The organism is Acidovorax sp. DMC1, from assembly GCF_056314325.1.
This window is the reverse complement of the sequence record NZ_JBQUYO010000008.1, coordinates 1-20,421: the sequence shown is the minus strand read 5'-3', so window position 1 is coordinate 20,421 and position 20,421 is coordinate 1. Positions and strand designations below refer to the sequence as shown.

Annotated in this window: 18 protein-coding genes; 9 read left to right on the top strand and 9 right to left on the bottom strand. The window is 65.6% G+C overall.

Annotated elements, in window-relative coordinates; all coding sequences use genetic code 11:
- Window positions 1–11 precede the first annotated feature (11 nt).
- From lptA to argS, 4 genes are all read right to left on the bottom strand, one after another.
- A complete protein-coding gene (gene lptA, locus ACT531_RS16285; protein WP_110961735.1) occupies window positions 12–671 on the bottom strand; it encodes a lipopolysaccharide transport periplasmic protein LptA in 660 nt (219 codons plus the stop codon).
- 108 nt (window positions 672–779) lie between these two features.
- Window positions 780–1,436, bottom strand: a complete 657-nt coding sequence (locus tag ACT531_RS16280; protein ID WP_060986248.1) for a thiol:disulfide interchange protein DsbA/DsbL — start codon at window positions 1,434–1,436, stop codon at window positions 780–782.
- Window positions 1,437–1,528: 92 nt separating this feature from the next.
- Window positions 1,529–2,185: an SPOR domain-containing protein gene (locus tag ACT531_RS16275; protein ID WP_476018084.1), complete on the bottom strand. Its 657-nt coding sequence runs from the start codon at window positions 2,183–2,185 to the stop codon at window positions 1,529–1,531.
- Between the two features lie 15 nt (window positions 2,186–2,200).
- Entirely contained in the window at window positions 2,201–3,910 is a 1,710-nt protein-coding gene (gene argS / locus ACT531_RS16270) for an arginine--tRNA ligase (protein WP_476018083.1), read from the bottom strand.
- Between the two features lie 111 nt (window positions 3,911–4,021).
- Here argS and ACT531_RS16265 point away from each other — a divergent pair, with 111 nt between their 5' ends.
- Window positions 4,022–4,549: a hypothetical protein gene (locus ACT531_RS16265; protein ID WP_476018082.1), complete on the top strand. Its 528-nt coding sequence runs from the start codon at window positions 4,022–4,024 to the stop codon at window positions 4,547–4,549.
- An 81-nt stretch (window positions 4,550–4,630) separates the two neighbouring features.
- Complete coding sequence (locus ACT531_RS16260) at window positions 4,631–4,924, top strand: PsiF family protein (protein ID WP_015016098.1); 294 nt, start codon at window positions 4,631–4,633, stop codon at window positions 4,922–4,924.
- A gap of 95 nt (window positions 4,925–5,019) precedes the next feature.
- Here ACT531_RS16260 and ACT531_RS16255 read toward each other — a convergent pair whose 3' ends face one another.
- Both ACT531_RS16255 and ACT531_RS16250 read right to left on the bottom strand, forming a co-directional pair.
- Window positions 5,020–5,466, bottom strand: a complete 447-nt coding sequence (locus ACT531_RS16255) for a DUF2214 family protein (protein ID WP_015016099.1) — start codon at window positions 5,464–5,466, stop codon at window positions 5,020–5,022.
- Between the two features lie 172 nt (window positions 5,467–5,638).
- Entirely contained in the window at window positions 5,639–7,009 is a 1,371-nt protein-coding gene (locus ACT531_RS16250; protein ID WP_476018081.1) for a dicarboxylate/amino acid:cation symporter, read from the bottom strand.
- Between the two features lie 238 nt (window positions 7,010–7,247).
- On the opposite strand from ACT531_RS16250, the gene ACT531_RS16245 reads away from it, so the two are divergent.
- Window positions 7,248–9,932 carry a hybrid sensor histidine kinase/response regulator gene (locus tag ACT531_RS16245; protein WP_476018080.1) on the top strand — a complete coding sequence of 895 codons (2,685 nt, stop codon included), beginning with the start codon at window positions 7,248–7,250 and terminating at the stop codon, window positions 9,930–9,932.
- Between the two features lie 169 nt (window positions 9,933–10,101).
- On the top strand, window positions 10,102–10,833 hold the full coding sequence (locus ACT531_RS16240; RefSeq protein ID WP_476018079.1) for a hypothetical protein: 732 nt from the start codon (window positions 10,102–10,104) through the stop codon (window positions 10,831–10,833).
- 54 nt (window positions 10,834–10,887) lie between these two features.
- On the opposite strand, the gene ACT531_RS16235 is transcribed toward ACT531_RS16240, so the two are convergent.
- From ACT531_RS16235 to ACT531_RS16225, 3 genes are all read right to left on the bottom strand, one after another.
- On the bottom strand, window positions 10,888–11,529 hold the full coding sequence (locus tag ACT531_RS16235) for a LuxR C-terminal-related transcriptional regulator (protein ID WP_476018078.1): 642 nt from the start codon (window positions 11,527–11,529) through the stop codon (window positions 10,888–10,890).
- Window positions 11,530–11,559: 30 nt separating this feature from the next.
- Window positions 11,560–12,495: a LysR family transcriptional regulator gene (locus tag ACT531_RS16230; RefSeq protein WP_015016104.1), complete on the bottom strand. Its 936-nt coding sequence runs from the start codon at window positions 12,493–12,495 to the stop codon at window positions 11,560–11,562.
- Between the two features lie 152 nt (window positions 12,496–12,647).
- Entirely contained in the window at window positions 12,648–14,573 is a 1,926-nt protein-coding gene (locus ACT531_RS16225; protein WP_476018077.1) for an acyl CoA:acetate/3-ketoacid CoA transferase, read from the bottom strand.
- Between the two features lie 229 nt (window positions 14,574–14,802).
- On the opposite strand from ACT531_RS16225, the gene ACT531_RS16220 reads away from it, so the two are divergent.
- The 5 genes from ACT531_RS16220 (at window position 14,803) to ACT531_RS16200 (ending at window position 20,076) form a co-directional block, all read left to right on the top strand.
- Window positions 14,803–17,013 carry a malate synthase G gene (locus ACT531_RS16220; protein ID WP_476018076.1) on the top strand — a complete coding sequence of 737 codons (2,211 nt, stop codon included), beginning with the start codon at window positions 14,803–14,805 and terminating at the stop codon, window positions 17,011–17,013.
- 203 nt (window positions 17,014–17,216) lie between these two features.
- On the top strand, window positions 17,217–17,468 hold the full coding sequence (locus tag ACT531_RS16215) for a cysteine-rich CWC family protein (RefSeq protein ID WP_476018075.1): 252 nt from the start codon (window positions 17,217–17,219) through the stop codon (window positions 17,466–17,468).
- Window positions 17,469–17,511: 43 nt separating this feature from the next.
- Window positions 17,512–17,703, top strand: coding sequence for a 4-oxalocrotonate tautomerase (locus ACT531_RS16210; protein WP_015016108.1), 192 nt, complete (start codon window positions 17,512–17,514; stop codon window positions 17,701–17,703).
- Window positions 17,704–17,759: 56 nt separating this feature from the next.
- Window positions 17,760–19,217, top strand: a complete 1,458-nt coding sequence (locus ACT531_RS16205) for a DHA2 family efflux MFS transporter permease subunit (protein WP_476018074.1) — start codon at window positions 17,760–17,762, stop codon at window positions 19,215–19,217.
- A gap of 91 nt (window positions 19,218–19,308) precedes the next feature.
- The gene (locus ACT531_RS16200; RefSeq protein ID WP_309828335.1) at window positions 19,309–20,076 is read left to right on the top strand and encodes a class II glutamine amidotransferase; all 768 of its coding nucleotides are present in this window, start codon (window positions 19,309–19,311) and stop codon (window positions 20,074–20,076) included.
- Window positions 20,077–20,421 lie beyond the last annotated feature (345 nt).

Sequence of the window (20,421 nt, the reverse complement as noted above, 5' to 3'; positions counted from 1 at the left end):
CACGCGCCCGCTCACTTGGCGCCGCCGCCAAGGGTGTTGCTGGGGCGCAGCGCCGGTGCGGGCGACTCGGGCGCCTTGGCGGGGGCTGCCGTACCGGGCGGCGGGTCCTTGGGTGCCAGCACGGCGCGCACGCGGCCGCCAGACGTGGGGGCGTCGCCGGCCGCAGCCGAAGACGCAGGCGCCTTCTGGCCATCGACGGTGAACACGTCGGTGAGGTTGTTGTAAACGATCACGGCGCCGGTGATCTCGTCGTTGAGCACCGACCCACGGTAGCGGCGCAGTTCGGCGCGGGTGATGAAGCGCACGTTGTCGGCCTTGCCGTCGTATTCGATGACTTCGCTTTCGCCTTCGATGAACTCGTCCGGCGCTCCGGCCACGGTGTCGCGCTTCTGGCGGAAGAACGCCCGTTTGCCCGCCTCGGCCGTGACCACGCCGTACTGGTAGCCGTCGGCGTCCTGGCGCACATCCAGCCGCGCGCCGCGCAGCACGATGGTGCCCTTGGTCATCACCACGCGGCCCGAGAACACGCTGGTCTGCTTGAGTTCATCGTGCCGCAGGGCGTCGGCCTCGATGTTCATGGGCTTGGCACGGTCTGCCTTTTCGGCATGTGCCATGCCCGCAAGGCCGGTCAGGGCTGCGAGCACAAGGAGGGGGAGTAGGCGGTGGGTCATAGGGCACGAATCTTGCAACGATTGTAGCCACCCGATGGTACCCACCCCGAAAAAAAAGCCCGCATCCGCGGGCCTTTGGGACAGCTTGCCGACAGGGTCGGCCGCTCGTCAGGCTTTGCGCGCCGTAGCGGCCAGGTATTCGACCACCTGCAGCACGGTCTGCATGCTGCCAGCCATCGTGCCGTCGGTGTAGTACTTGCCCGCCACACCCATGGATGGCACGCCTTCGACACCGTACGAATCCTGCAGCTGCGAGGCGCGACGCACCTGGTTGGCGACGCTGAAGGAGCCGTAGACCTCCTTGAACTTGGCCACGTCCACGCCCTGCTGGTTCACCCAGGCCAGGATTTCGTCGTCCTTGGCGAGCTTGGCCTTTTCCACATGGATGGCACGGAAGACCTTGGCATGCAGGGCTTCGAGCTTGCCCATGCCTTCGAGCGTGTAGAACAGCTTTTGCTGGGGCACGAAGCTGGCATTGAACGCCACGGGCACGCGGCGGATGGAGAGATCCTTGGGCGCGGCCTTGACCCAGGCGTCCAGTGTGGGCTCGAAGGCGTTGCAGTGGGGGCAGCTGTACCAGAAGAACTCGATCACATCGACCTTGCCGGCCGGCGCATCGGGGGCGACGGGCTTGTCCAGCCGCTTGAAGTCCTTGCCCTCCTTGAACTGGCGGGCTTGCGCCATGGCGGGGTTGGCCACTGGCAGCGTCAGGGCAGAAGCGGCAACCGCCGAGGCGGCGGACAAAGAAAACTCACGGCGTTTCATGACAAAGACTCTCCTGGTTCAGTTATGCGGGATGTGAGACATCCCTTTACAAAAAGTTCAGCCTTGGCGATGGCGCCGTTTTTGCAAGCGCTTCAGCGCTGCACGCGCACGAGCGCCGATTCCAGCCCGGCGCCGTCGAGTTTCTCTTTGAGCACCTCGGCATCGTCCCGCTTGGTGAAGGGGCCGATGCGCACCCGGAACACTGCCCGGCCATTTTGCTCACGCTCGCTCACGCGGGCCTCCCAGCCCAGCATGGCCAGCTTGGCGCGCTGGGCGTCGGCGTCGGCCTGGGTGCGGAAGGCACCAGCCTGCACAAAGTAGTCAAACGGGTCCACGCTGCCCTTGGCGGCTGCCTTGGCCACGGCCAAGTCGCCCAGCGGGTCTGCGCCCGGCTTGCTCTCTGCCTTGGCCTCGGCTTTGGCGTCTGGCTTGCTCGCGGCAGGCTTGGCGGCCGATGCGGCGGCGCGCACCTCGGGCGCCGGTGCCGATGCAGGGGCTGACGCAGCCGCGGCCACCGGGGGCGCCGCGGGGCGGGCCGGGTTCTTGCCATACAGCGGCGAGTTCGGGTCCCAGTTCTTGTTCTTCTGGGACTCCGCTGCGTCCAGGTCGGCACCGCGGCCGTTGCCCTTGTTTAGGAACGGCACCGGCACCTTGGTCACGTACACGGCCACGGCCAGCGCCGCGCCCAGGCCCACGATGACCCCGACGATGAAGCCGACAATGGTCCCGCCCGTCTGTTGCTTTTTCATATTGGTAGTAACTGCTTACATTCTGGCCGGGGCCGACACGCCCAGCACCGCCAGGCCATTGTGCAATACCTGGGCGGTGGCAGCGACCAGCGCCAGGCGCGCCTTCTTCACCACCTCGTCGTCCACCAGGATGCGCTCGGCATCGTAATAGCTGTGGTAGCTGGCGGCCAGGTCGCGCAGGTAAAAGGTCACATCGTGCGGGGCTTCGCCCTCGGCAGCGGCCGTGAGCATCTCGGGGTACTTGGCCAGCTGCAGCATCAGGGCCTGGGCCTGCGGGCCTTCGAGGGCGGACAGGTCCACATCCTTGAGCGAAGCCACATCACCACCACCCGCCTCTTGCCAGGCGCGCAGCACCGACTGGATGCGCGCATGGGCGTACTGCACGTAGTACACCGGGTTGTCGTTGTTCTGGGCCACGGCCAGGTCCACGTCAAAGGTGTACTCGGTGTCTGGCTTGCGGCTGAGCAGGAAGAAGCGCACGGCGTCCTTGCTGGTCCACTCGATCAAATCACGCAGCGTGACATAGCTGCCCGCGCGCTTGCTGATCTTGACCTCTTCGCCGCCCTTGACCACGCGCACCATGGTGTGCAGCACGTAGTCGGGGTAGCCCTTGGGGATGCCCACATCGGCCGCCTGCAGGCCGGCGCGCACGCGGGCAATGGTGCCGTGGTGGTCTGTGCCCTGGATGTTGACGACCTTGGTGAAGCCCCGCTCCCACTTGGCAATGTGGTAGGCCACGTCGGGCACGAAGTAGGTGTAGGTGCCGTCCTGCTTGCGCATGACGCGGTCCTTGTCGTCGCCGTAGTCGGTGCTCTTGAGCCACAGCGCGCCGTCCTGCTCGTAGGTTTTGCCGTTGGCGATGAGCTTGTTCACGGTGGCCTCGACGCGGCCGCTGGTGTACAGGCTGGACTCCAGGTAGTACTGGTCGAAGTGCAGGTTGAATGCCTGCAGGTCCTTGTCCTGCTCGTTGCGCAGATAGGCCACGGCGAACTGGCGGATGTTGTCATAGTCGTCCACGTCGCCATTGGCGGTGAACTCGCGGTCGTCGGCCTTCACCGTGGCCTTGGCCTTGAAGGCCTCGGCGATGTCGGCGATGTAGTCGCCGTTGTAGAAGTTCTTGGCCAGCGGGTTCTCGCTGTCGGTGGGCCAGCAGTCGTCGCCGGGCTTGAAGCCCTTGGCGCGCAGCTGCGTGCTCTTGGTCAGCGTGTCGATCTGTACGCCTGCGTCGTTGTAATAGAACTCGCGGTGCACCTTCCAGCCCTGGGTGCTGAACAGGTTGCAAATCGCATCGCCCAGCGCGGCCTGGCGACCGTGGCCCACGTGCAGCGGGCCCGTGGGGTTGGCCGACACGAACTCGACCAGCACCTGCTGGCCGTTGCTGGCTTGGTAACCAAAGCGCTCGCCCGCAGCCAGCACCTCACGCACCACTTCCTGCTTGGCGGCAGGTTGCAGGCGGATGTTCAGAAAGCCCGGACCCGCAATTTCAATGGCGGACACCCAGCGCTGAAAGGCTGGCGTGGCTTCGAGCGCGGCCTTGAGCTGCTCGCCCAGTGCACGCGGGTTGAGCTTGAGCGGCTTGGCCAGCTGCATGGCCGCAGTGCAGGCGAAGTCGCCATGGGCCGCCACCTTGGGAGATTCAAAGGCTGCCTTGGCGCCAGCGCCGGGGGACAGGTTTTCCAGCTCGGCTGCGAGCGCAGCGAGCAATTCATTTTTGGCTGTGAGCATCGGCGGATTTTACGGGCCCGCCAACAGCGGGGCGCCAGACGCACCACCGGGGTGGCGTCCCGCAGCCAAAGGCACAATAAGTCGCCGTGCCCTTTCAACCGGAGATTGCACATGCCACCCCAACCCATCCTGCTCTACCGGCGCCGCTGGACCCTGGTGTTTCAGGTGCCTTTTGTGCTGCTGATGGCGATATGCCTGGCCTTCTCGCTGTATTGGGCGTCTGTATCGAACGACCGGCTGCTCACGGCCCTCTGCCTGTGTGCCGCATTCGTCTCCTTCTGTGTGGGCGGAACCCTGGGCCGGTCCGCCCTGGAGGCCTACCGGGAGCAAGACCCTGCAATTGTCATTGATGCCACCGGCATCACCGATCTGCGCCAGGACGACCCGCACACCGTGCCCTGGGAAGCCATGGAACGTGTGCACCTGGACGGCTACGAAGGCGTGATCCTGGTCAAGCTGAGACCCGGCCACAAAGACTCTGCACTGGGCGTGATCATCAAGACCCTCAAACGCTGGCAGCAACGGGGTGATGTAGTGTTTGCCCTCGGCGGGCTGGCGCACGCCCCCCTGCAGATCCAGACGACACTGAAAGCCTTTCACGCGGCAGCGGCCTCCAAGCCCCGTACAAGGTTGTCATGACTTGTGCGCGTTGTCGCACGCCATGTTCTATGGTGCAATGCCACCGGGACCCCCCATAACGCATTCACACCAGGAGATTCCATGAAAAAGCTTCTTTCCCTGACTGCACTCGGCCTGGCCCTCACACTGGGCGCGGGTGCCCACGCCGCCGAAGACGCCAAGGCCCCGACCAAGCAGCAATCTAAGATGGCGACCTGCAACAAGGACGCCGGAGACATGAAGGGCGACGAGCGCAAGGCCTTCATGAAGACCTGCCTGAGCAACAAGCCCGCCACCCAGCAGGACAAGATGAAAACCTGCAACGCCGACGCCAAGGCCAAGACGCTCAAGGGCGACGAGCGCAAGGCCTTCATGAGCGAGTGCCTGAAGAAGTGAAGTAAGTTCACACCCGGTGCACCATCACCGGGTTCGATAAGCAAAAGCCCGCCGGCATCCAGCCAGGCGGGCTTTTTAATAGGGAATATGTCCGCTTACCAGCCGCGCGCCCAGAACACTGCAATCACGGCCACCACGGGCAGCACATGCGACTGGATCATCACCAGGCGACGCACCCGCGCGACTTCTGCGGCGGGCGGCAGGGCGCCAGTGCTGCGCAGGTTCTGGCGCCAGCGGCGAAACGCAGCCGAGGGCACAAACGACAGCACGACCATGGCCAGCACCAGGGTGATCTTGATGTGAAACAGGGGCTGCGACAGGTACCACGAGGCGCCCTTCACGCCCCAGATCAAGCGGGCCAGGCCGCTGCCAATCATCACGGCCCCGGCCACACCGTAGATCACATCCAAGCGGGCCAGGCGCTCGACCACGGCAGCATTGAGCCACTCGATACGGCACAGCGCCGCTTGGCTGGACAGAAAAACCACAAAGGTCAGGATGGCCAGAAGGTGAAAGGCGGCCAGAATGGCTTCGAGGGTCATGGTGCGGATTCCTTGTAGCGCCCGAGGCCACTGCGCCGCGCCAAGCGCTCACAGTGCCGTCCGGCAGGGCCACCATTGTGCGCGATGGCGTGGGCTCAACGCGCTCAAAGAAAAACGGCGCGGGCCCGAAAGCCCGCGCCGCTGAGAGCGCTATTACAGCAGGTACCAGCGATCACGCCACTGTGCGCGCCACCGTGGGCACGGGCACATCCGCCGGCACCACGGGTGCCGCTGCCGCAGACACCGCGAGCGGCAGCGGATGGCCATTCATCGCCGCGTCCAGGCGTTCCTGGTCCAGCGCGTTTTCCCAGCGGGAGACAACCACCGTGGCCACGGCGTTGCCGATGAAGTTGGTCAGCGAGCGGCATTCGCTCATGAAACGGTCCACGCCCAGAATCAACGCCATGCCGGCCACGGGCACTTCGGGCACCACGGCCAGGGTGGCGGCCAAGGTGATGAAGCCCGCGCCCGTCACGCCCGCCGCGCCCTTGGACGACAGCATGGCGACGAGCAGCAGCGCCACCTGGTGGCCCAGCGTCAACTCGGTGTTGGTCGCCTGGGCGATGAACAGCGCGGCCAGCGTCATGTAGATGTTGGTGCCGTCCAGGTTGAACGAGTAGCCCGTGGGCACCACGAGGCCCACCACCGACTTGCTGCAACCGGCCTTTTCCATCTTTTCCATCAGCGACGGCAGGGCCGATTCAGACGAAGACGTGCCCAGCACCAGCATCAGCTCGGCCTTGAGGTAGCGGATCAGCTTGAACACCGAGAAGCCACACAGGCGCGCCACCAAGCCCAGGATCACCACCACAAACAGCAGCGAGGTGACATAGAAAGAGCCCACCAGCCACGCCAGGTTGACCAGCGAGCCCAGGCCAAACTTGCCAATGGTGAACGCCATGGCTCCAAACGCCCCCAGGGGCGCGGCCTTCATCACGATGCCCACCACCTTGAAAACAGGCGTCGTCAGCGCGTCCAGAAAGTTCAGCACCGGGCGGCCTGCCTCACCCACCATGGCCAGGCCAATGCCGAACAGCACGGCCACCAGCAGCACCTGCAGGATGTTGTCGCCCACAAACGGGCTCACCAGGGTCTTGGGGATGATGTCCATCGCAAAGCCCGTGAGCGTCATCTCGTGCGACCTGGCCACGTAGCCCTTGACGGCCGTCTGGTCCAGGTCGGCCACGTTGATGTTCATGCCCGCGCCGGGCTGCACCACGTTGGCCACCACCAGGCCCACCACCAGGGCCAGCGTGGAGAAGAACAGAAAGTACGCCATGGCCTTGCCGAACACGCGGCCCACGGTGGAGAGCTGCGACATGCCCGCGATGCCGGTCACGATGGTCAGAAAGATCACCGGGGCGATGATCATCTTGACCAGCTTGATGAACGCGTCGCCCAGCGGCTTGAGCGCCTCGCCGTAGGACGGCTCGAAATGGCCCAGCAGAACGCCCAGGACGATGGCGAACACCACCTGGAAGTACAGTTGCCGGTAAAAAGGCAGCTTCAAGGTCGAGGCTGCGGGAGCGGAATGGTTGTGCATGGAACGGGTCTCCTGGAGTCTTGGGACTGCACCACCGGAGTGCACCGGTGCGCTGTCAGGGTGCCGTTTGTACCGCAGCACTTTGTTTCAGCCGATAACCTATTGGTATTAGTCGCCCAACGCCCCAGAGGAGAGCATCGGCGCACCATAAGGGTAACTACCTAGCCTCTGAAGCCCCTGGAACCGGTGCGGCACACTCCCCACCTGCACCAGACTGGTTTCAGAACTCCGTTTTTTCATGCCCACGCCCCGCCTTCGCCAGTTCTGGACGCAGCTCCTCCTGCTTGCAGGCACAGCGGCCAGCATGTTTGCCGCCGGCCAGTGGGCCTGGCACCGGTCCTTGCTGGACGAGAGCGACAGCGTGCAGCGCCAGCTGGCCCTGTACGGCCAGACGCTGGCCCAGCGCATCGACCGCTACCGCACCCTGCCCGAGGTGCTGGCCCTGGACGCGCAACTGCAGGACGCCCTGCGCCGCCCCCTGAGCCCGGACGAGGTGGCGCAGCTCAACCGCAAGCTGGAGCAGGCCAACGGCGCCAGCCAGTCGTCCACCCTCACCCTGCTCAACCGCGACGGCCTGGCCGTGGCCGCCAGCAACTGGCGCAGGGCCACCAGCAATGTGGGTGTGGACTACAGCTTTCGCCCCTATGTGCAGCAGGCGCTGGCCCAGGGGCGCGGCAGCTTCTACGGCATTGGCGTGACCACGGGTGAGCCCGGCTACTTCCTGTCGCAGGCCATCCGCGACGACAGCGGCCACATCCTGGGGCTGGTGGCCATCAAGATCGCGCTGCAGGAGCTGGAGCGCGAATGGCTGCAGACCCCCGACATCGTGCTGGCGTCGGACGCGCATGGCGTGGTCTTTCTGGCCAGCCAGGATGCCTGGCGCTACCGCCTGCTAGAGCCGCTGGACGACGAAGAGCGCCGCGAGCTGAACGCCACGCGGCAATACTCCGACCAGCCTCTGCGCCCGCTCGACTATCGGGTGGACGACCACCTGGACAACGGCGGACGGCTGGTGCGCGTGCAACCGTCCGCCGACATGCCCGCACCGCCCGGCCGCATGCTGTGGCTGACCCAGCCCCTGCCCGGCACGCCCTGGCAACTGCACCTGGTGCACACCACCCACAGCAGCATTGCCGACAGCCGCTGGGCGGCCGCAGCCGGGGGCGGCGGCTGGCTGGCCCTGTCGCTGCTGGTGCTGTTTGTGCGGCAGCGCCAGCGCCTGGCCCGCCTGCGCCAGCGCAGCCGCCAAGAGCTGGAGACCGTGCTGCAACAACACGCACAGGAGCTGCGCACCGCGCAGGACGGCATCGTGCAGGCGGCGCAGCAAGCCGCGCAGCAGACAGACACCGGCCTCTCCCGCAGCCTGGAACACCTGCCCCAGGGCGTGGTCATCATCGACGCCGACCTGAAGCTGGTGGCGTGGAACTCGCGCTATGTGCAGCTGTTTCGCTACCCTGCCGATTTGATGCAAGTGGGCCGCCCCATTGAAGACCTGATGCGCCACAACGCACGCCGGGGCCTGCTGGGCCCGGGCCCGGTAGAAGAAGCCATCGAACGCCGCCTGGCCCACCTGCGCAGCGGCACCCCGCACCTGCACGAAAGCGCCAAGGAAGACGGCACCGTGCTGGAGATTCGGGGCAACCCGCTGCCCGAGGGCGGCTTTGTGACCAGCTACGCCGACATCACCAGCTACAAGAACGCCGCGCGCGAGCTGCGATCGCTGGCCGATGCGCTGGAGCAGCGCGTGGCCGACCGCACGCGCGACCTGGTTGCGGCGCGGCAGGAGGCCGAGCAGGCCAACCGTTCCAAAACCCGGTTTGTGGCCGCCGCCGTGCACGACCTGCTGCAACCCCTGAACGCAGCACGCATGTTCACCTCGCTGTTGCGCAGCCATCTGCCAGGCGACGCCGAACGGCACGCCGTGGACAGCATCGACGGCGCGCTGGCCGCGCAGGACGCCATCCTCAACAGCCTGCTCGACATCTCGCGCATGGAGTCGGGCCAGTTCGACGTGCACATCCACGACGTAGCACTGGGCCCGCTGCTGCAGGTGCTGGGCCACAACTTCGGCGTGCTGGCCAAAAGCCAGGGCCTGCAACTGCGCTGCGTGCCCACCCGCGCCGTGGTGCGCACCGACGACAACCTGCTGCGCCGCATCCTGCAGAACTTTGTCTCCAACGCCATCCGCTACAGCCGGCGCGGGCGCATTGTGGTGGGCTGCCGCAGGATGGGCGACCACCACCTGCGCATCGAGGTGCACGACCAGGGCCCCGGCATCCCCGAGGCATTGCAGCGCGAGATCTTTGAAGAATTCCGCCGCCTGGACGAAGGCCGCGCCGACGACCGGGGCGCAGGCCTGGGCCTGGCCATCGTCGAACGCCTGGGCCGCTTGCTGGGGCACGAGAACGGCCTGCGCTCGCAGCTGGGGCGCGGCAGCGTGTTCTGGGTGTGCGTGCCGCTGGGCAACCCCGACGCCGCACAGCAGGCGGCGCCCCCCGCCACCACGCTACAGCCCAGTGACGACGCGCCCCTGCAAGGCAGCAGCGCCTGGGTGATTGATGACGACGGCCCCACCTGCGCCGCCACGCAGGCCCTGCTGCAGCGCTGGGGCTGCACGGTGCCACTGGCCGCTGGCGCACCCGAGGCCCTGGCCGCCGCCCAGCCCGGCCAGGCGCCGCAGCTGGTGCTGCTGGACGTGCACCTGGGCGCCGGCCTCCACGGCCCCGAAGTGTTCGCGCAGCTGTGCCAGCGCTGGGGCCAGACACCCGCCGTGATCCTGGTCACCGCCGAACGTGACGCCACCCTGCGCCGCCAGGCCGCCGAGCGCGGCTGGGGCTTTCTGGCCAAGCCGGTGCGCTCCCCGGCGCTGCGGGCGCTGATGAGCCAGACACTGCTGCGGCTGGGGGAAAGCAATAGAAAGTAAGCCCTGTCGCGTGCAGACAGGCAGGCCGGCAGGCGGAAACACCATTGCACAGCCCAAAGCGGCGCAGGCTCTCGTAAAGTACCTTGCCACCAAAACACCCGAGGTGCCGCCCGCGCCGCGCAGACACTGCAGGACGGCCACCACCCACACCGAAGCGGAGGACGGAAAGATGAGCGAAGCGATTCTGTATGCGATGGATGCACCGCGTGCCAAAAGCGCAGACGCGGCGGCAGACTTTGTGGAGAAATGGCAGGACAGCAATAAGGCCCCCACCGCGCGCATCGCGGCCTTCTTTGAGCATCTATTGCAAACCTGGCCGACAGACGGCACCGGAAGCGCCATCTGGTACGAAGGCTTTGACCACAGCCCGCCCACAGGGCCGGTGCTCGCCATGGCGTTCGAGCTGCGCGAGTTCAACACCGACCGGCTGCAGCAGCTGCGCGCCATGGCCCAGGCCCATGGCGTGCACATCTTCGACCCGGAAGGCCATGTGCTGTACCTCGCCGATGGCAGCGAAGCTCGGGCGCCGTCGTTGGCCACCCCGGAACCCGGCGCCCCCGTCCAATGCCCATCTGGCTTGCGCTTTGACGGCGTGTACGAGACGAAGCGTGAGAAGGGCTGGACCTACCTGTGCTTCACGGCCGACGGAAAGATCTTCTGGCAAAGCACCGGGGGCCGTTTTCAGGCCCGCGATGCGATGGAGAGCTTTGGCACCGGCGACTCCTTTATTGTCAAAGGCACCTACAAACCTGGCGACAACGCGTTCAGCGCACGGCTCAAAGCCTCGTTTGGCGCGTTCAAGATGAACGGCGTGCTGAAGGAGGACGGCTTGCACGTCCATTCGGAGCGCACCAACGGCAGCTACCCGTTCGACTCCGTGTACACGTTCCTTCCGCTATAGCACGCCATCGATTCGGATCTGCGCCACGCACCTGGCGCAGACACGCCCGGCCGCTCACGCGGTGGACTCTGCCTCCAGGCTCTTCACCAGCACCGCCGCCTGCGTGCGGCTGTAGCACTCCAGCTTTTTCAAGATGGCGGTGACATGCACCTTGACGGTGTTTTCTGCCAGACCCAACGTCGCCGCGATCTGTTTGTTGAGCAAACCATCGGCCAGGCACAGCAGCACGCGGAACTGCTGGGGCGTGAGCTGCGCCAGGCGCGCAGCCAGCTCGGCGTCGGCCTCGGAGCGCTCGGCCGCCATGGGCGGGAACCAGCTGCCACCGTCCAGCACGGCCTGGATGGCGTCGCCCATGGCGTCGGCGGGCGCGGACTTGGGGATGAAGCCCGCAGCACCAAACTGCTGGGCGCGGCGGATGACGCGGGGGTGGTCGTTGGACGAGATGATGACCACGGGCAGCTCGGGGTATTCGCCGCGCACATGCAGTAGGGCAGAGAAGCCGCGCGTGCCGGGCATGCTCAGGTCCAGCAGCACCAGCTCGACCTCGGGGTGGTCCTGCAGCGCCTGGCCCAGCGTGGCGGCGCTGGCCGCCTCCAGCGTGCGGAACTGCGGCAGCCGCTCGCGCAGCACGTGCAGCACAGCCGCACGGAACAGCGGGTGGTCGTCAGCAACGAGGAGTGTGGGCGCGGTGGGCATGGATTGTTGTGCAGTCTGCCACGGGGGCTATCAGCCGCCGGCCTGCGGGCCTTTCCAGAACGCGGGCTGTGCGTACTGGTGCTTGAGGTGTTCGATCCACAGCCGCACCCGCAGCGGCATGTGCTTGCGCTGCGGAAACACCACATAGATGCCGTTGGGCGGCGCCGCAAAATCGTGCAGCACCTCCACCAGGCGCCCGGCGGCGATCTCGGCCTCCACCTCCCAGGTGCTGCGCCAAGCAATGCCGTAGCCCGCCAGGCACCAGTCGTGCAGCACCTGCCCGTCCGAGCAATCGAGCGGGCCGCCGGGCTTGAGGTGGATGACCTCAGTGCCACCGCCTTCGACCGGCATGCGGAACGCCCAGCCCCGTGTTTGCGACGCCTCGCTCGACAGCGTGAGGCAGTCGTGCTGCACCAGCTCGCTGGGGTGGCGCGGGGTGCCGTGGCGCTGCAAGTAGGCGGGCGTGGCCACGCACAGGCGGCGGTTGTCGGCAATGCGCACGCTCACCAGCGACGAGTCGGGCAGGTCGCCCACGCGCACGGCGCAGTCATAGCCCTCGCCCGCGAGGTCCACCACGCGGTCGCTGAGGTTGAGCGAGATGGTCACATCGGGGTGCGCCGTCCGAAAGCGCGGCACCAGCGGCGCCACATGGCGGCGGCCAAAACCGGCGGGTGCGGTGATGCGCAAATGCCCCGTGGCCTTGACGCCGCCTTCGGACACGCTGGCCTCGGCATTCGCCACGTCGGACAGCAGGCGCTGGCAGTCTTCCAGAAACGCACTGCCTTCGTGCGTGAGGCTGATGCGGCGCGTGGTGCGCACCAGCAGCTTCACGCCCAGGTGTTCCTCCAGCGCATCGAGCCGCCGGCCCATGATGGCCGGCGCCACGCCCTCGGCCTTGGCCGCAGCGGTGAGGCTGCCGCGCGTTGCCACCGACACAAACGATTCGAAGGCCTTGAGTTTGTCCATGGGCGCTGATTATGGGGATAAAGCGGCAAAGGGCCTGGTGGCGGACCCGGGCGCGGCCTGTGATCGATTTTGAAGCCAAACAGGCCACTTGCGCCAGTGCAACATGCCTGAGCAGCTGCATAAATGATAGCAAACCAGCATCACACCCCACGTTACACCAGGCGCGACTTGAGGAACCCCACGGTGCCATAGCGCTTGACCTCGGTGTAAAGGTCGCGCGTGAGGCCCTGCACCATGACGGTGTAGGCGTCGGCCAGGTCGGGGGCGATGGTGAAGTGGTCGTAGTTCACGATCACGCCCACGCGCTCGCCCTGTGCGGCCAGCGGTGCGAGCAGGCGGCGCACCTCCTGCTCGATGGCGTCGATGGTGCTGGCGGTATTGATCTGCAGGCCCGAGAAGTCGATGTGCAGCAGCTGGCGCGCGGCGTCCAGCTCAAAGCGCTGCACCAGCGGGCGGTTAAGCAGCTGCTCGCGCAAGCCCAGCGGGCCGGGCTCGAACAGGCGCATATCCATGGTCTGCAAACCAGGGCTGATGCGCGGCGTGAAGGACATGTGGGCCAGCACGTCGCGCTCCAGGTCGATGCCGGGGGCCAGCTCGATGAGTTCCAGCGCGCCGCCGCCATCCGCCTCGCCCGAGGGCACCAGGCGGAACACGCAGCGCTCCGTCACATACAGCACGCGCTGGCCGCGCCGCAGCGCCTCGGCGCCGCTGAAGGTGCGGTGCTCGACCTCGCGCACCAGCTTGCGCGCGCCACCCTCGTGCAGGATGTGCAGGTGGCCGTCCACCGCCTCGACCTGCAGCGCGCCAGCGGTGAAGGTGCCGACAAACACCACCGTCTTGGCGTTCTGGCTGATGTTGATGAAGCCGCCCGCGCCCGCCAGGCGGGGCCCGAACTTGCTCACGTTGAGGTTGCCGTGCTGGTCGGCCTGCGCCAGGCCCAGGATGGCGATATCGAGGCCACCGCCGTCATAAAAGTCGAACTGGTTGGGCTGGTCGATGATGGCCTGCGGGTTCACCGCCGCGCCAAAGTTCAGCCCGCCGGCGGGGATACCGCCGATCACGCCGGGCTCGGCCGTGAGCGTGACCAGGTCGATGATGCGCTCTTCGGCCGCGACGTTGGCCACGCCCTCGGGCATGCCGATGCCCAGGTTCACCACCTGGTGCGGGCGCAGCTCCAGCGCCGCGCGGCGGGCGATGATCTTGCGCTCGGTCAGGGGCATCGAATCCAGCGTGTCCATGGGCACGCGCAGCTCGCCCGCAAACGCGGCGCTGTAGGGCTCGGCAAAGGTCTGGTGGTGGTGCGCGGGCTCGGTGGCCAGCACCACGGCATCGACCAGCACGCCGGGCACCTTCACCTGCCGGGGGTTGAGCGTGCCGCGCTCCGCAATGCGCTCGACCTGCGCGATGACCACACCGCCCGAGTTGCGCACGGCCATGGCGATGGCCAGCGCTTCGAGCGTGAGCGCCTCGCGCTCCATGGTGAGGTTGCCATCGGCGTCGGCTGTGGTCGCGCGAATGATGCCCACGTGGATCGGGAAGGCCTTGTAGAACAGGTAGTCCTGCCCGTCGATGGGCAGGATGCGCACCAGGTCTTCGGTGGTGCGCGCATTGAGCTTGCCACCGCCGTGGCGCGGGTCCACAAAGGTGTCGAGGCCCACGCGCGTGAGCGTGCCGGGCTTGCCCGCAGCGATGTCGCGGAACAAGTGCGTGATCACGCCCTGCGGCAGGTTCCAGGCCTCGATCTGGTTGTCCACCGCCAGCTTCTGGATGCGGGGCACCAGACTCCAGTGCCCGCCGATCACGCGCTTGAGCAGGCCCGCGTGGCCCAGGTGGTTGAGGCCGCGCTGCTTGCCGTCGCCCTGGCCTGCGGCGTAGACCAGCGTGAGGTCGCGCGGGGTTTGGGTCGTTTCCCAGCGCTGGGCCAGCGCCACCGCAATGCTCTCGGCAAAGCCGATGCCCACAAATCCGCCCGTGGCCACGGTGTCGCCGTCGTGGATGAGCTGCACCGCGTCGGCGGCGCTCACGATCTTGTTCTTGTGGGCCGCGTTGAGCGCGCTGGCGTCCAGGGGTGCCTGCATGGGTTTGTCTCCCGGTGGGTTTGTTGTGCGCGCAGCGTAGTGGGTAACGGGCCAAAGCACCATTCAGGGTGACTACGGACCACGCTCAGTTTTGCGTAAAAGTCACTGGTTTAGAGATTTTCAGCGTATTTATGTGGGCAAACATTTGCAATACAGTGTGCCTATGGCCTGCTGCTGCGGGCACCGTTTTCATTGATCCCCGTTTCCACCACTCTTCTCTAGGCACCCCATGACCGATCGCACCCAAGTTCACGGCCTGCAAGTGGCCACCTCCCTGTACCGCTTTGTCGAAGACAAGGTGCTGCCCGGCACAGGGGTGGATGCCGCCGCCTTCTGGAAGGGCTTTGACGCCATCGTGTCGGACCTGGCCCCGCGTAACATTGCACTGCTGGCCGAGCGCGACCGCCTGCAGACTGAGCTGGACACCTGGCACAAGGCCAACCCCGGCCCCATCAAGGACATGGTGGCTTACCGAGGCTTTCTGGAAAAGATCGGCTACCTGGTGCCCCAGCCTGCCGATGTAAAGGCCACCACCGCTAACGTGGACGACGAGCTGGCCACGCAGGCTGGCCCCCAGCTGGTGGTGCCCATCCTGAATGCCCGCTATGCACTCAACGCCGCCAACGCGCGTTGGGGGAGCCTGTATGACGCGCTGTATGGCACGGATGCGATCCCCGAGACTGACGGCGCCGAAAAGGGCAAGGGCTACAACCCCGTGCGCGGCGCCAAGGTGATCGCGTTTGCACGCCAGGTGTTGGATGACACGGCGCCCCTGGCCTCGGGCTCGCACAAGGACTCCACCGGCTATCGTGTAGAAGGCGGCCAGTTGGTCGTGTCGCTCGCCAACGGCAGCACCACGGGCCTCAAGGACGCGTCGCAATTCAAGGGTTACCAGGGCAATGCCGCCGCACCGTCGTCGGTGCTGCTGCAGCACAACGGCCTGCATCTGGACATCCAGATCGATCGCAGCACGCCCATCGGCCAGTCCGATGCCGCGGGCGTGAGCGACCTGGTGCTGGAAGCAGCCCTGTCCACGATTCTCGATCTGGAAGACTCCGTGGCCGCCGTGGACGCCGAGGACAAGGTGCTGGGCTACAGCAACTGGCTGGGCATCATCCAGGCCACGCTGACCGAGCAGGTCGCCAAGGGCGGCAAGACCTTTACGCGCGGCCTGAACCCCGATCGCATCTACACCGGCCCCCAAGGCGGTGAAGTGCGCCTGCATGGCCGTTCGCTGATGTTCCTGCGCAATGTGGGCCACCTGATGACCAACCCGGCCATCCTGTGGAAGGACGCCCAGGGCCAGGTGCGTGAGATTCCTGAAGGCATCATGGACGCAGTGGTGACCACGGCGATTGCGCTGCACGACCTGCAAGGCCATGGCGCGAACGGCATCCGCAACAGCCGCAAGGGCAGCGTCTACATCGTCAAACCCAAGATGCACGGCCCCGCCGAAGTGGGCTTTGCTGCCGAGCTGTTTGGCCGCGTCGAGAAGCTGCTGGGCCTGCCCGACAGCACCGTCAAGCTGGGCATCATGGACGAAGAGCGCCGCACGTCCGTCAACCTCAAGGCCTGCATCGCCGCCGCATCGAGCCGCGTGGCGTTCATCAACACCGGCTTCCTGGACCGCACGGGCGACGAAATGCACACCGCCATGCACGCCGGCCCCATGGTGCGCAAGGGCGACATGAAGACCAGCGCGTGGATTCAGTCGTACGAGAAGAACAACGTGCTGGTGGGCCTGAGCTGTGGCCTGCGTGGCAAGGCCCAGATCGGCAAGGGCATGTGGGCCATGCCCGACCTGATGGCCGAGATGCTCAAGCAGAAGATCGCCCACCCCAAGGCCGGTGCCAACACCGCCTGGGTGCCCAGCCCCACCGGCGCCACCCTGCACGCCCTGCACTACCACCAAGTGAAGGTGAGCGACATCCAGATCGAGCTGGAAAAGACCGACGTGAACGCCGAGCGCGATAACCTGCTGACCGGCCTGCTCACCGTGCCGGTGGCCGCCGCTCCCAACTGGAGCGACGCCGAAAAGCAGCAGGAGCTGGACAACAACGCCCAGGGCATCCTGGGCTATGTGGTGCGCTGGGTGGACCAGGGCGTGGGCTGCTCCAAGGTGCCCGACATCCACAACGTGGGCCTGATGGAAGACCGTGCCACGCTGCGCATCAGCAGCCAGCACATGGCCAACTGGCTGCACCACGGCGTGGTGACCGAAGCCCAGGTGCGCGAGACCTTTGAACGCATGGCCGCCGTGGTGGACCAGCAGAACGCGGGTGACCCGCTGTACCGCCCCATGGCTGGCCACTTCGATACCAGCATGGCCTACCAAGCGGCGTGCGACCTGGTCTTCAAGGGCATGGAGCAGCCGAGCGGCTACACCGAGCCACTGCTGCACGCTTGGCGCCTGAAGCTGAAGGCAGCGCAAGCTGCCTGATTCCCGATGGCAGTCGGCGCCATGTTTGCGGCGTCGGTTGCTCCAATTTTGATATCTGCTAGCGCAATCAACATATGCGCTAGCGGCTATTTTTGTTTGGGCGGCACTGTGGCTCGCCTCATTGACGTGGATGGGACGCAGCGGCCGCGCGCGGGCAGCGCCGCGCCGTACACTGGCACCCGCGCCCACGCGTTCCTCCCCCCATGCCTGCAGCACTCTCCACCCCTCTCACCCCCTCTGTCTGCCCGCTGTGTGGGCAGTCCAACGAATGCGCTATCGCAGCGGGTCGTCCAGCAGAAAGCTGCTGGTGCATGACGCAGGCCATCAACCCTGCGGCCTTGGCCGCTTTGCCGCAGGAGGCACGCGGCAAGGTCTGTATCTGCGCGGCATGTGGTGCGCCGGCCCCAGTCGCGCAGCAACCCTCCGCCGCCAGCAACCCGCCTTCGCCGATATGATTTGGGCTTTTCGCTGTCTTCACAGCGCGCGAAGGAACAAGACATGCCCACGTACCACATCGAAATGATGGAAGGCCGCACGGTCGAGCAGAAGAAGAAGCTGGTGGAAGAGATCACCCGCGTATCCGTCGAGATCCTGGGCGGCTCGCCCGAATCGGTGGACATCCTGATCACGGACGTGAAGCGCGAAAACTGGGCCACTGGCGGCAAGCTGTGGCTGGAGCGCACGTCCTGAGTGATGCGCCCCGTCCTCATTGACTCCGCGGTGTTGCTTCAGCATTTGATCGCTTCATGAGCACCGCCTCGGGGTCTTTGGCTGTATTGCGCGAGCGCTATGGCGAGCGGTACCGGTGGCTGCTGCTGCTGTCTGTCATGGTCGGCACCATGGCTTCCATCATGTCCTCCACCATCGTCAACGTGGCGATCCCGGACATGAGCCATTACTTCGCACTGGGCCAGGAGCGCGCCCAGTGGGTCACGTCCGGCTTCATGGTGGCCACCACCGTGTCCATGCTCACCACCCCCTGGCTGTTGTCTCGCTACGGTTACCGCGCGACCTATGTGGGCGCGATGTTGCTGCTGCTCGTTGGGGGCGTGGGGGGCGGTCTGGCGCGCGACTTTGGTCTGGTGCTGGCCGCACGGGTGGCCGAGGGGCTGGCAGCGGGCGTGGTACAGCCCATCCCAGCCGTCATCATCCTGTATGCCTTCCAGCCCCACGAGCAGGGGCGCGCGAGCGGCATCTTCGGCATGGGAGTTGTGCTGGCGCCGGCCATCGGCCCGAGCATGGGCGGCTTGCTGGTGGATTGGTTTGGCTGGCGCTCCATATTTTTCATGGTGGTGCCGCTGTGCCTGGCCTCACTCTGGCTGGCCTACAAGTTTGTACCGGTCACCGCCCCAGGAGGGGTCGAGGCCAACCGGCAAGGCCAAGCGCTGGACTGGCGAGGCCTTCTGCTGGGCACTGTCGGAACGCTGTGCTTGCTGAACGGGCTGGTGTCGCTGCATGGCGGCTCTCACGTCGAGGCGGCGGGCCTGCTGATCGGTGCGGTGGTGACCGTCGCCTGTTTTATTGCCTGGCAGCGCAGGCTGCTGCGCACCGGGCGGAAGCCGCTCATGGACCTGCGCCTTTTTCAATACCGCCAGTTCGCCATGGGCAGTGTGGTGGCCTTCATTTACGGCACAGCCTTGTTCGGCTCCACGTATCTGTTGCCGGTGTTCATGCAACTGGGGCTGGAACTTTCGGCATCGCACGTCGGCACCCTCATGCTGCCAGCGGGGTTTGTATTGGCCGCCACCATTGCCGTGGTGGGCCGCCTCGCGGACCGGCAGCCGACCCATTTACTGGTCAGCACCGGCCTGGGTTTGCTGGCCTTGTCCTTCGGGCTGATGGTGTTTGTGGGCCTTGGCTCATCGCTGTGGATGCTGGTCGCTTTTGCGATTCTGGGGCGCATCGGACTCGGCTTCATTCTGCCGTCCCTGAATCTTGGCTCCATGCGCCCGCTGGACAAATCGCTGATCTCGCAAGGCTCCAGCGCCATTGGTTTCTTGCGCATGCTGGGCGGTGCCGCCGGGGTGAGCCTGTGCGGTATCGTGCTTGAATGGCGACTCGGTGCACATGGCGCCTCGTTGACTGCCGGAGCCAGCAACCCGGCGCGCATCGCAGCGTTCGGTGAAACCTTTTTGATGCTGACTTTTCTGTGCGGTCTGGCGCTGGTAGCAGCCTGGCAGCTGCGCGAGCGGCAGCCAGATTGAGGGCGGGCGTAACTTGTCCTGTTGCTTGAAGGCAGATACGCACAGTACCCCGTCAAGCCTTTCAAGAAATCAAAGAAACGGAACCTTCGCCATGTGCCAACTGCTCGGCATGAACTGCAATGTGCCCACGGATGTGACCTTCAGCTTCACGGGTTTTGCGCAACGCGGCGGAAAGACCGACCACCATACCGACGGCTGGGGCATCGCGTTTTTTGAGGACAAGGGGCTTCGCCACTTCGTGGACCATCTGGCGGCTGTGGACTCTCCAGTGGCCGAACTCATTCGCCGTTACCCCATCAAGAGCCGGAACGTCATCGCCCACATCCGCAAGGCCACCCAGGGCGTGGTGAGCCTGCAGAACTGCCACCCGTTCGTGCGGGAGCTGTGGGGCCGCTACTGGGTCTTTGCCCACAACGGGGACCTGAAAGATTTCCGCCCTCGCCTGCATTCGCATTTCCGACCCGTAGGAGATACCGATAGCGAACACGCGTTTTGCTGGATCATGCAAGAGTTGGCCAAATCACACGCCAGCGTGCCCTCCGTTCCAGAACTGACGCTAACGCTCAAGGAACTCGCTGCGCGCATTGCGCCCCACGGCACATTCAACTTCCTGCTTTCCAACGGTCAGGCCTTGTGGGCACACGCCTCCACCCACCTCCACTACATTGAGCGCCGCCACCCCTTCGGCGCCGCGCATCTGAGTGACGAAGACCTTCAGCTGGATTTTTCGAAGGAAACTGGGGAGAACGATCAGGTGGCAGTGATCGTGACCAGTCCTCTCACCACAAACGAAACGTGGACCGCCTTCGGAATAGGCGAACTGCTAGTGTTTGAGCAAGGTCGGCGGCTGCCTATCTGATGCAGGCGAGGCATCGGCGCTGAGAGAGGCGGCATGTTGTGTGCGCCATAAGAATGAGCGTCGCGTGGCGCGTGGGTCGCTCAATTAGTTCACGCCGTATTCGGTTCGTGCAAACGGATTTGTCCCAACTCTTCGATCCAGAGCTCAGGGCCCGAACGGCTTTATAGGTTCGCGCCAGCGATACAGGTCTGGTAAGTAAGGCAGACCAAGTGAACCCCATGTCATCCACAATCGTGGATTAGCGCCTATTGGCCTTGGCGTATTTTCAATGTCTGCAAAGCAAAAAACCCCAGTCTTTATGAGACTGGGGTTTTCTGGGCTGTAAGAGCCTGACGATGACCTACT

Coding starts and splice junctions, on each gene's coding strand:
- lptA (WP_110961735.1), bottom strand. CDS start 671: ATGACCCACCGCCTACTCCCCCTCCTTGTGCTCGCAGCCCTGACCGGC.
- ACT531_RS16280 (WP_060986248.1), bottom strand. CDS start 1,436: ATGAAACGCCGTGAGTTTTCTTTGTCCGCCGCCTCGGCGGTTGCCGCT.
- ACT531_RS16275 (WP_476018084.1), bottom strand. CDS start 2,185: ATGAAAAAGCAACAGACGGGCGGGACCATTGTCGGCTTCATCGTCGGG.
- argS (WP_476018083.1), bottom strand. CDS start 3,910: ATGCTCACAGCCAAAAATGAATTGCTCGCTGCGCTCGCAGCCGAGCTG.
- ACT531_RS16265 (WP_476018082.1), top strand. CDS start 4,022: ATGCCACCCCAACCCATCCTGCTCTACCGGCGCCGCTGGACCCTGGTG.
- ACT531_RS16260 (WP_015016098.1), top strand. CDS start 4,631: ATGAAAAAGCTTCTTTCCCTGACTGCACTCGGCCTGGCCCTCACACTG.
- ACT531_RS16255 (WP_015016099.1), bottom strand. CDS start 5,466: ATGACCCTCGAAGCCATTCTGGCCGCCTTTCACCTTCTGGCCATCCTG.
- ACT531_RS16250 (WP_476018081.1), bottom strand. CDS start 7,009: ATGCACAACCATTCCGCTCCCGCAGCCTCGACCTTGAAGCTGCCTTTT.
- ACT531_RS16245 (WP_476018080.1), top strand. CDS start 7,248: ATGCCCACGCCCCGCCTTCGCCAGTTCTGGACGCAGCTCCTCCTGCTT.
- ACT531_RS16240 (WP_476018079.1), top strand. CDS start 10,102: ATGAGCGAAGCGATTCTGTATGCGATGGATGCACCGCGTGCCAAAAGC.
- ACT531_RS16235 (WP_476018078.1), bottom strand. CDS start 11,529: ATGCCCACCGCGCCCACACTCCTCGTTGCTGACGACCACCCGCTGTTC.
- ACT531_RS16230 (WP_015016104.1), bottom strand. CDS start 12,495: ATGGACAAACTCAAGGCCTTCGAATCGTTTGTGTCGGTGGCAACGCGC.
- ACT531_RS16225 (WP_476018077.1), bottom strand. CDS start 14,573: ATGCAGGCACCCCTGGACGCCAGCGCGCTCAACGCGGCCCACAAGAAC.
- ACT531_RS16220 (WP_476018076.1), top strand. CDS start 14,803: ATGACCGATCGCACCCAAGTTCACGGCCTGCAAGTGGCCACCTCCCTG.
- ACT531_RS16215 (WP_476018075.1), top strand. CDS start 17,217: ATGCCTGCAGCACTCTCCACCCCTCTCACCCCCTCTGTCTGCCCGCTG.
- ACT531_RS16210 (WP_015016108.1), top strand. CDS start 17,512: ATGCCCACGTACCACATCGAAATGATGGAAGGCCGCACGGTCGAGCAG.
- ACT531_RS16205 (WP_476018074.1), top strand. CDS start 17,760: ATGAGCACCGCCTCGGGGTCTTTGGCTGTATTGCGCGAGCGCTATGGC.
- ACT531_RS16200 (WP_309828335.1), top strand. CDS start 19,309: ATGTGCCAACTGCTCGGCATGAACTGCAATGTGCCCACGGATGTGACC.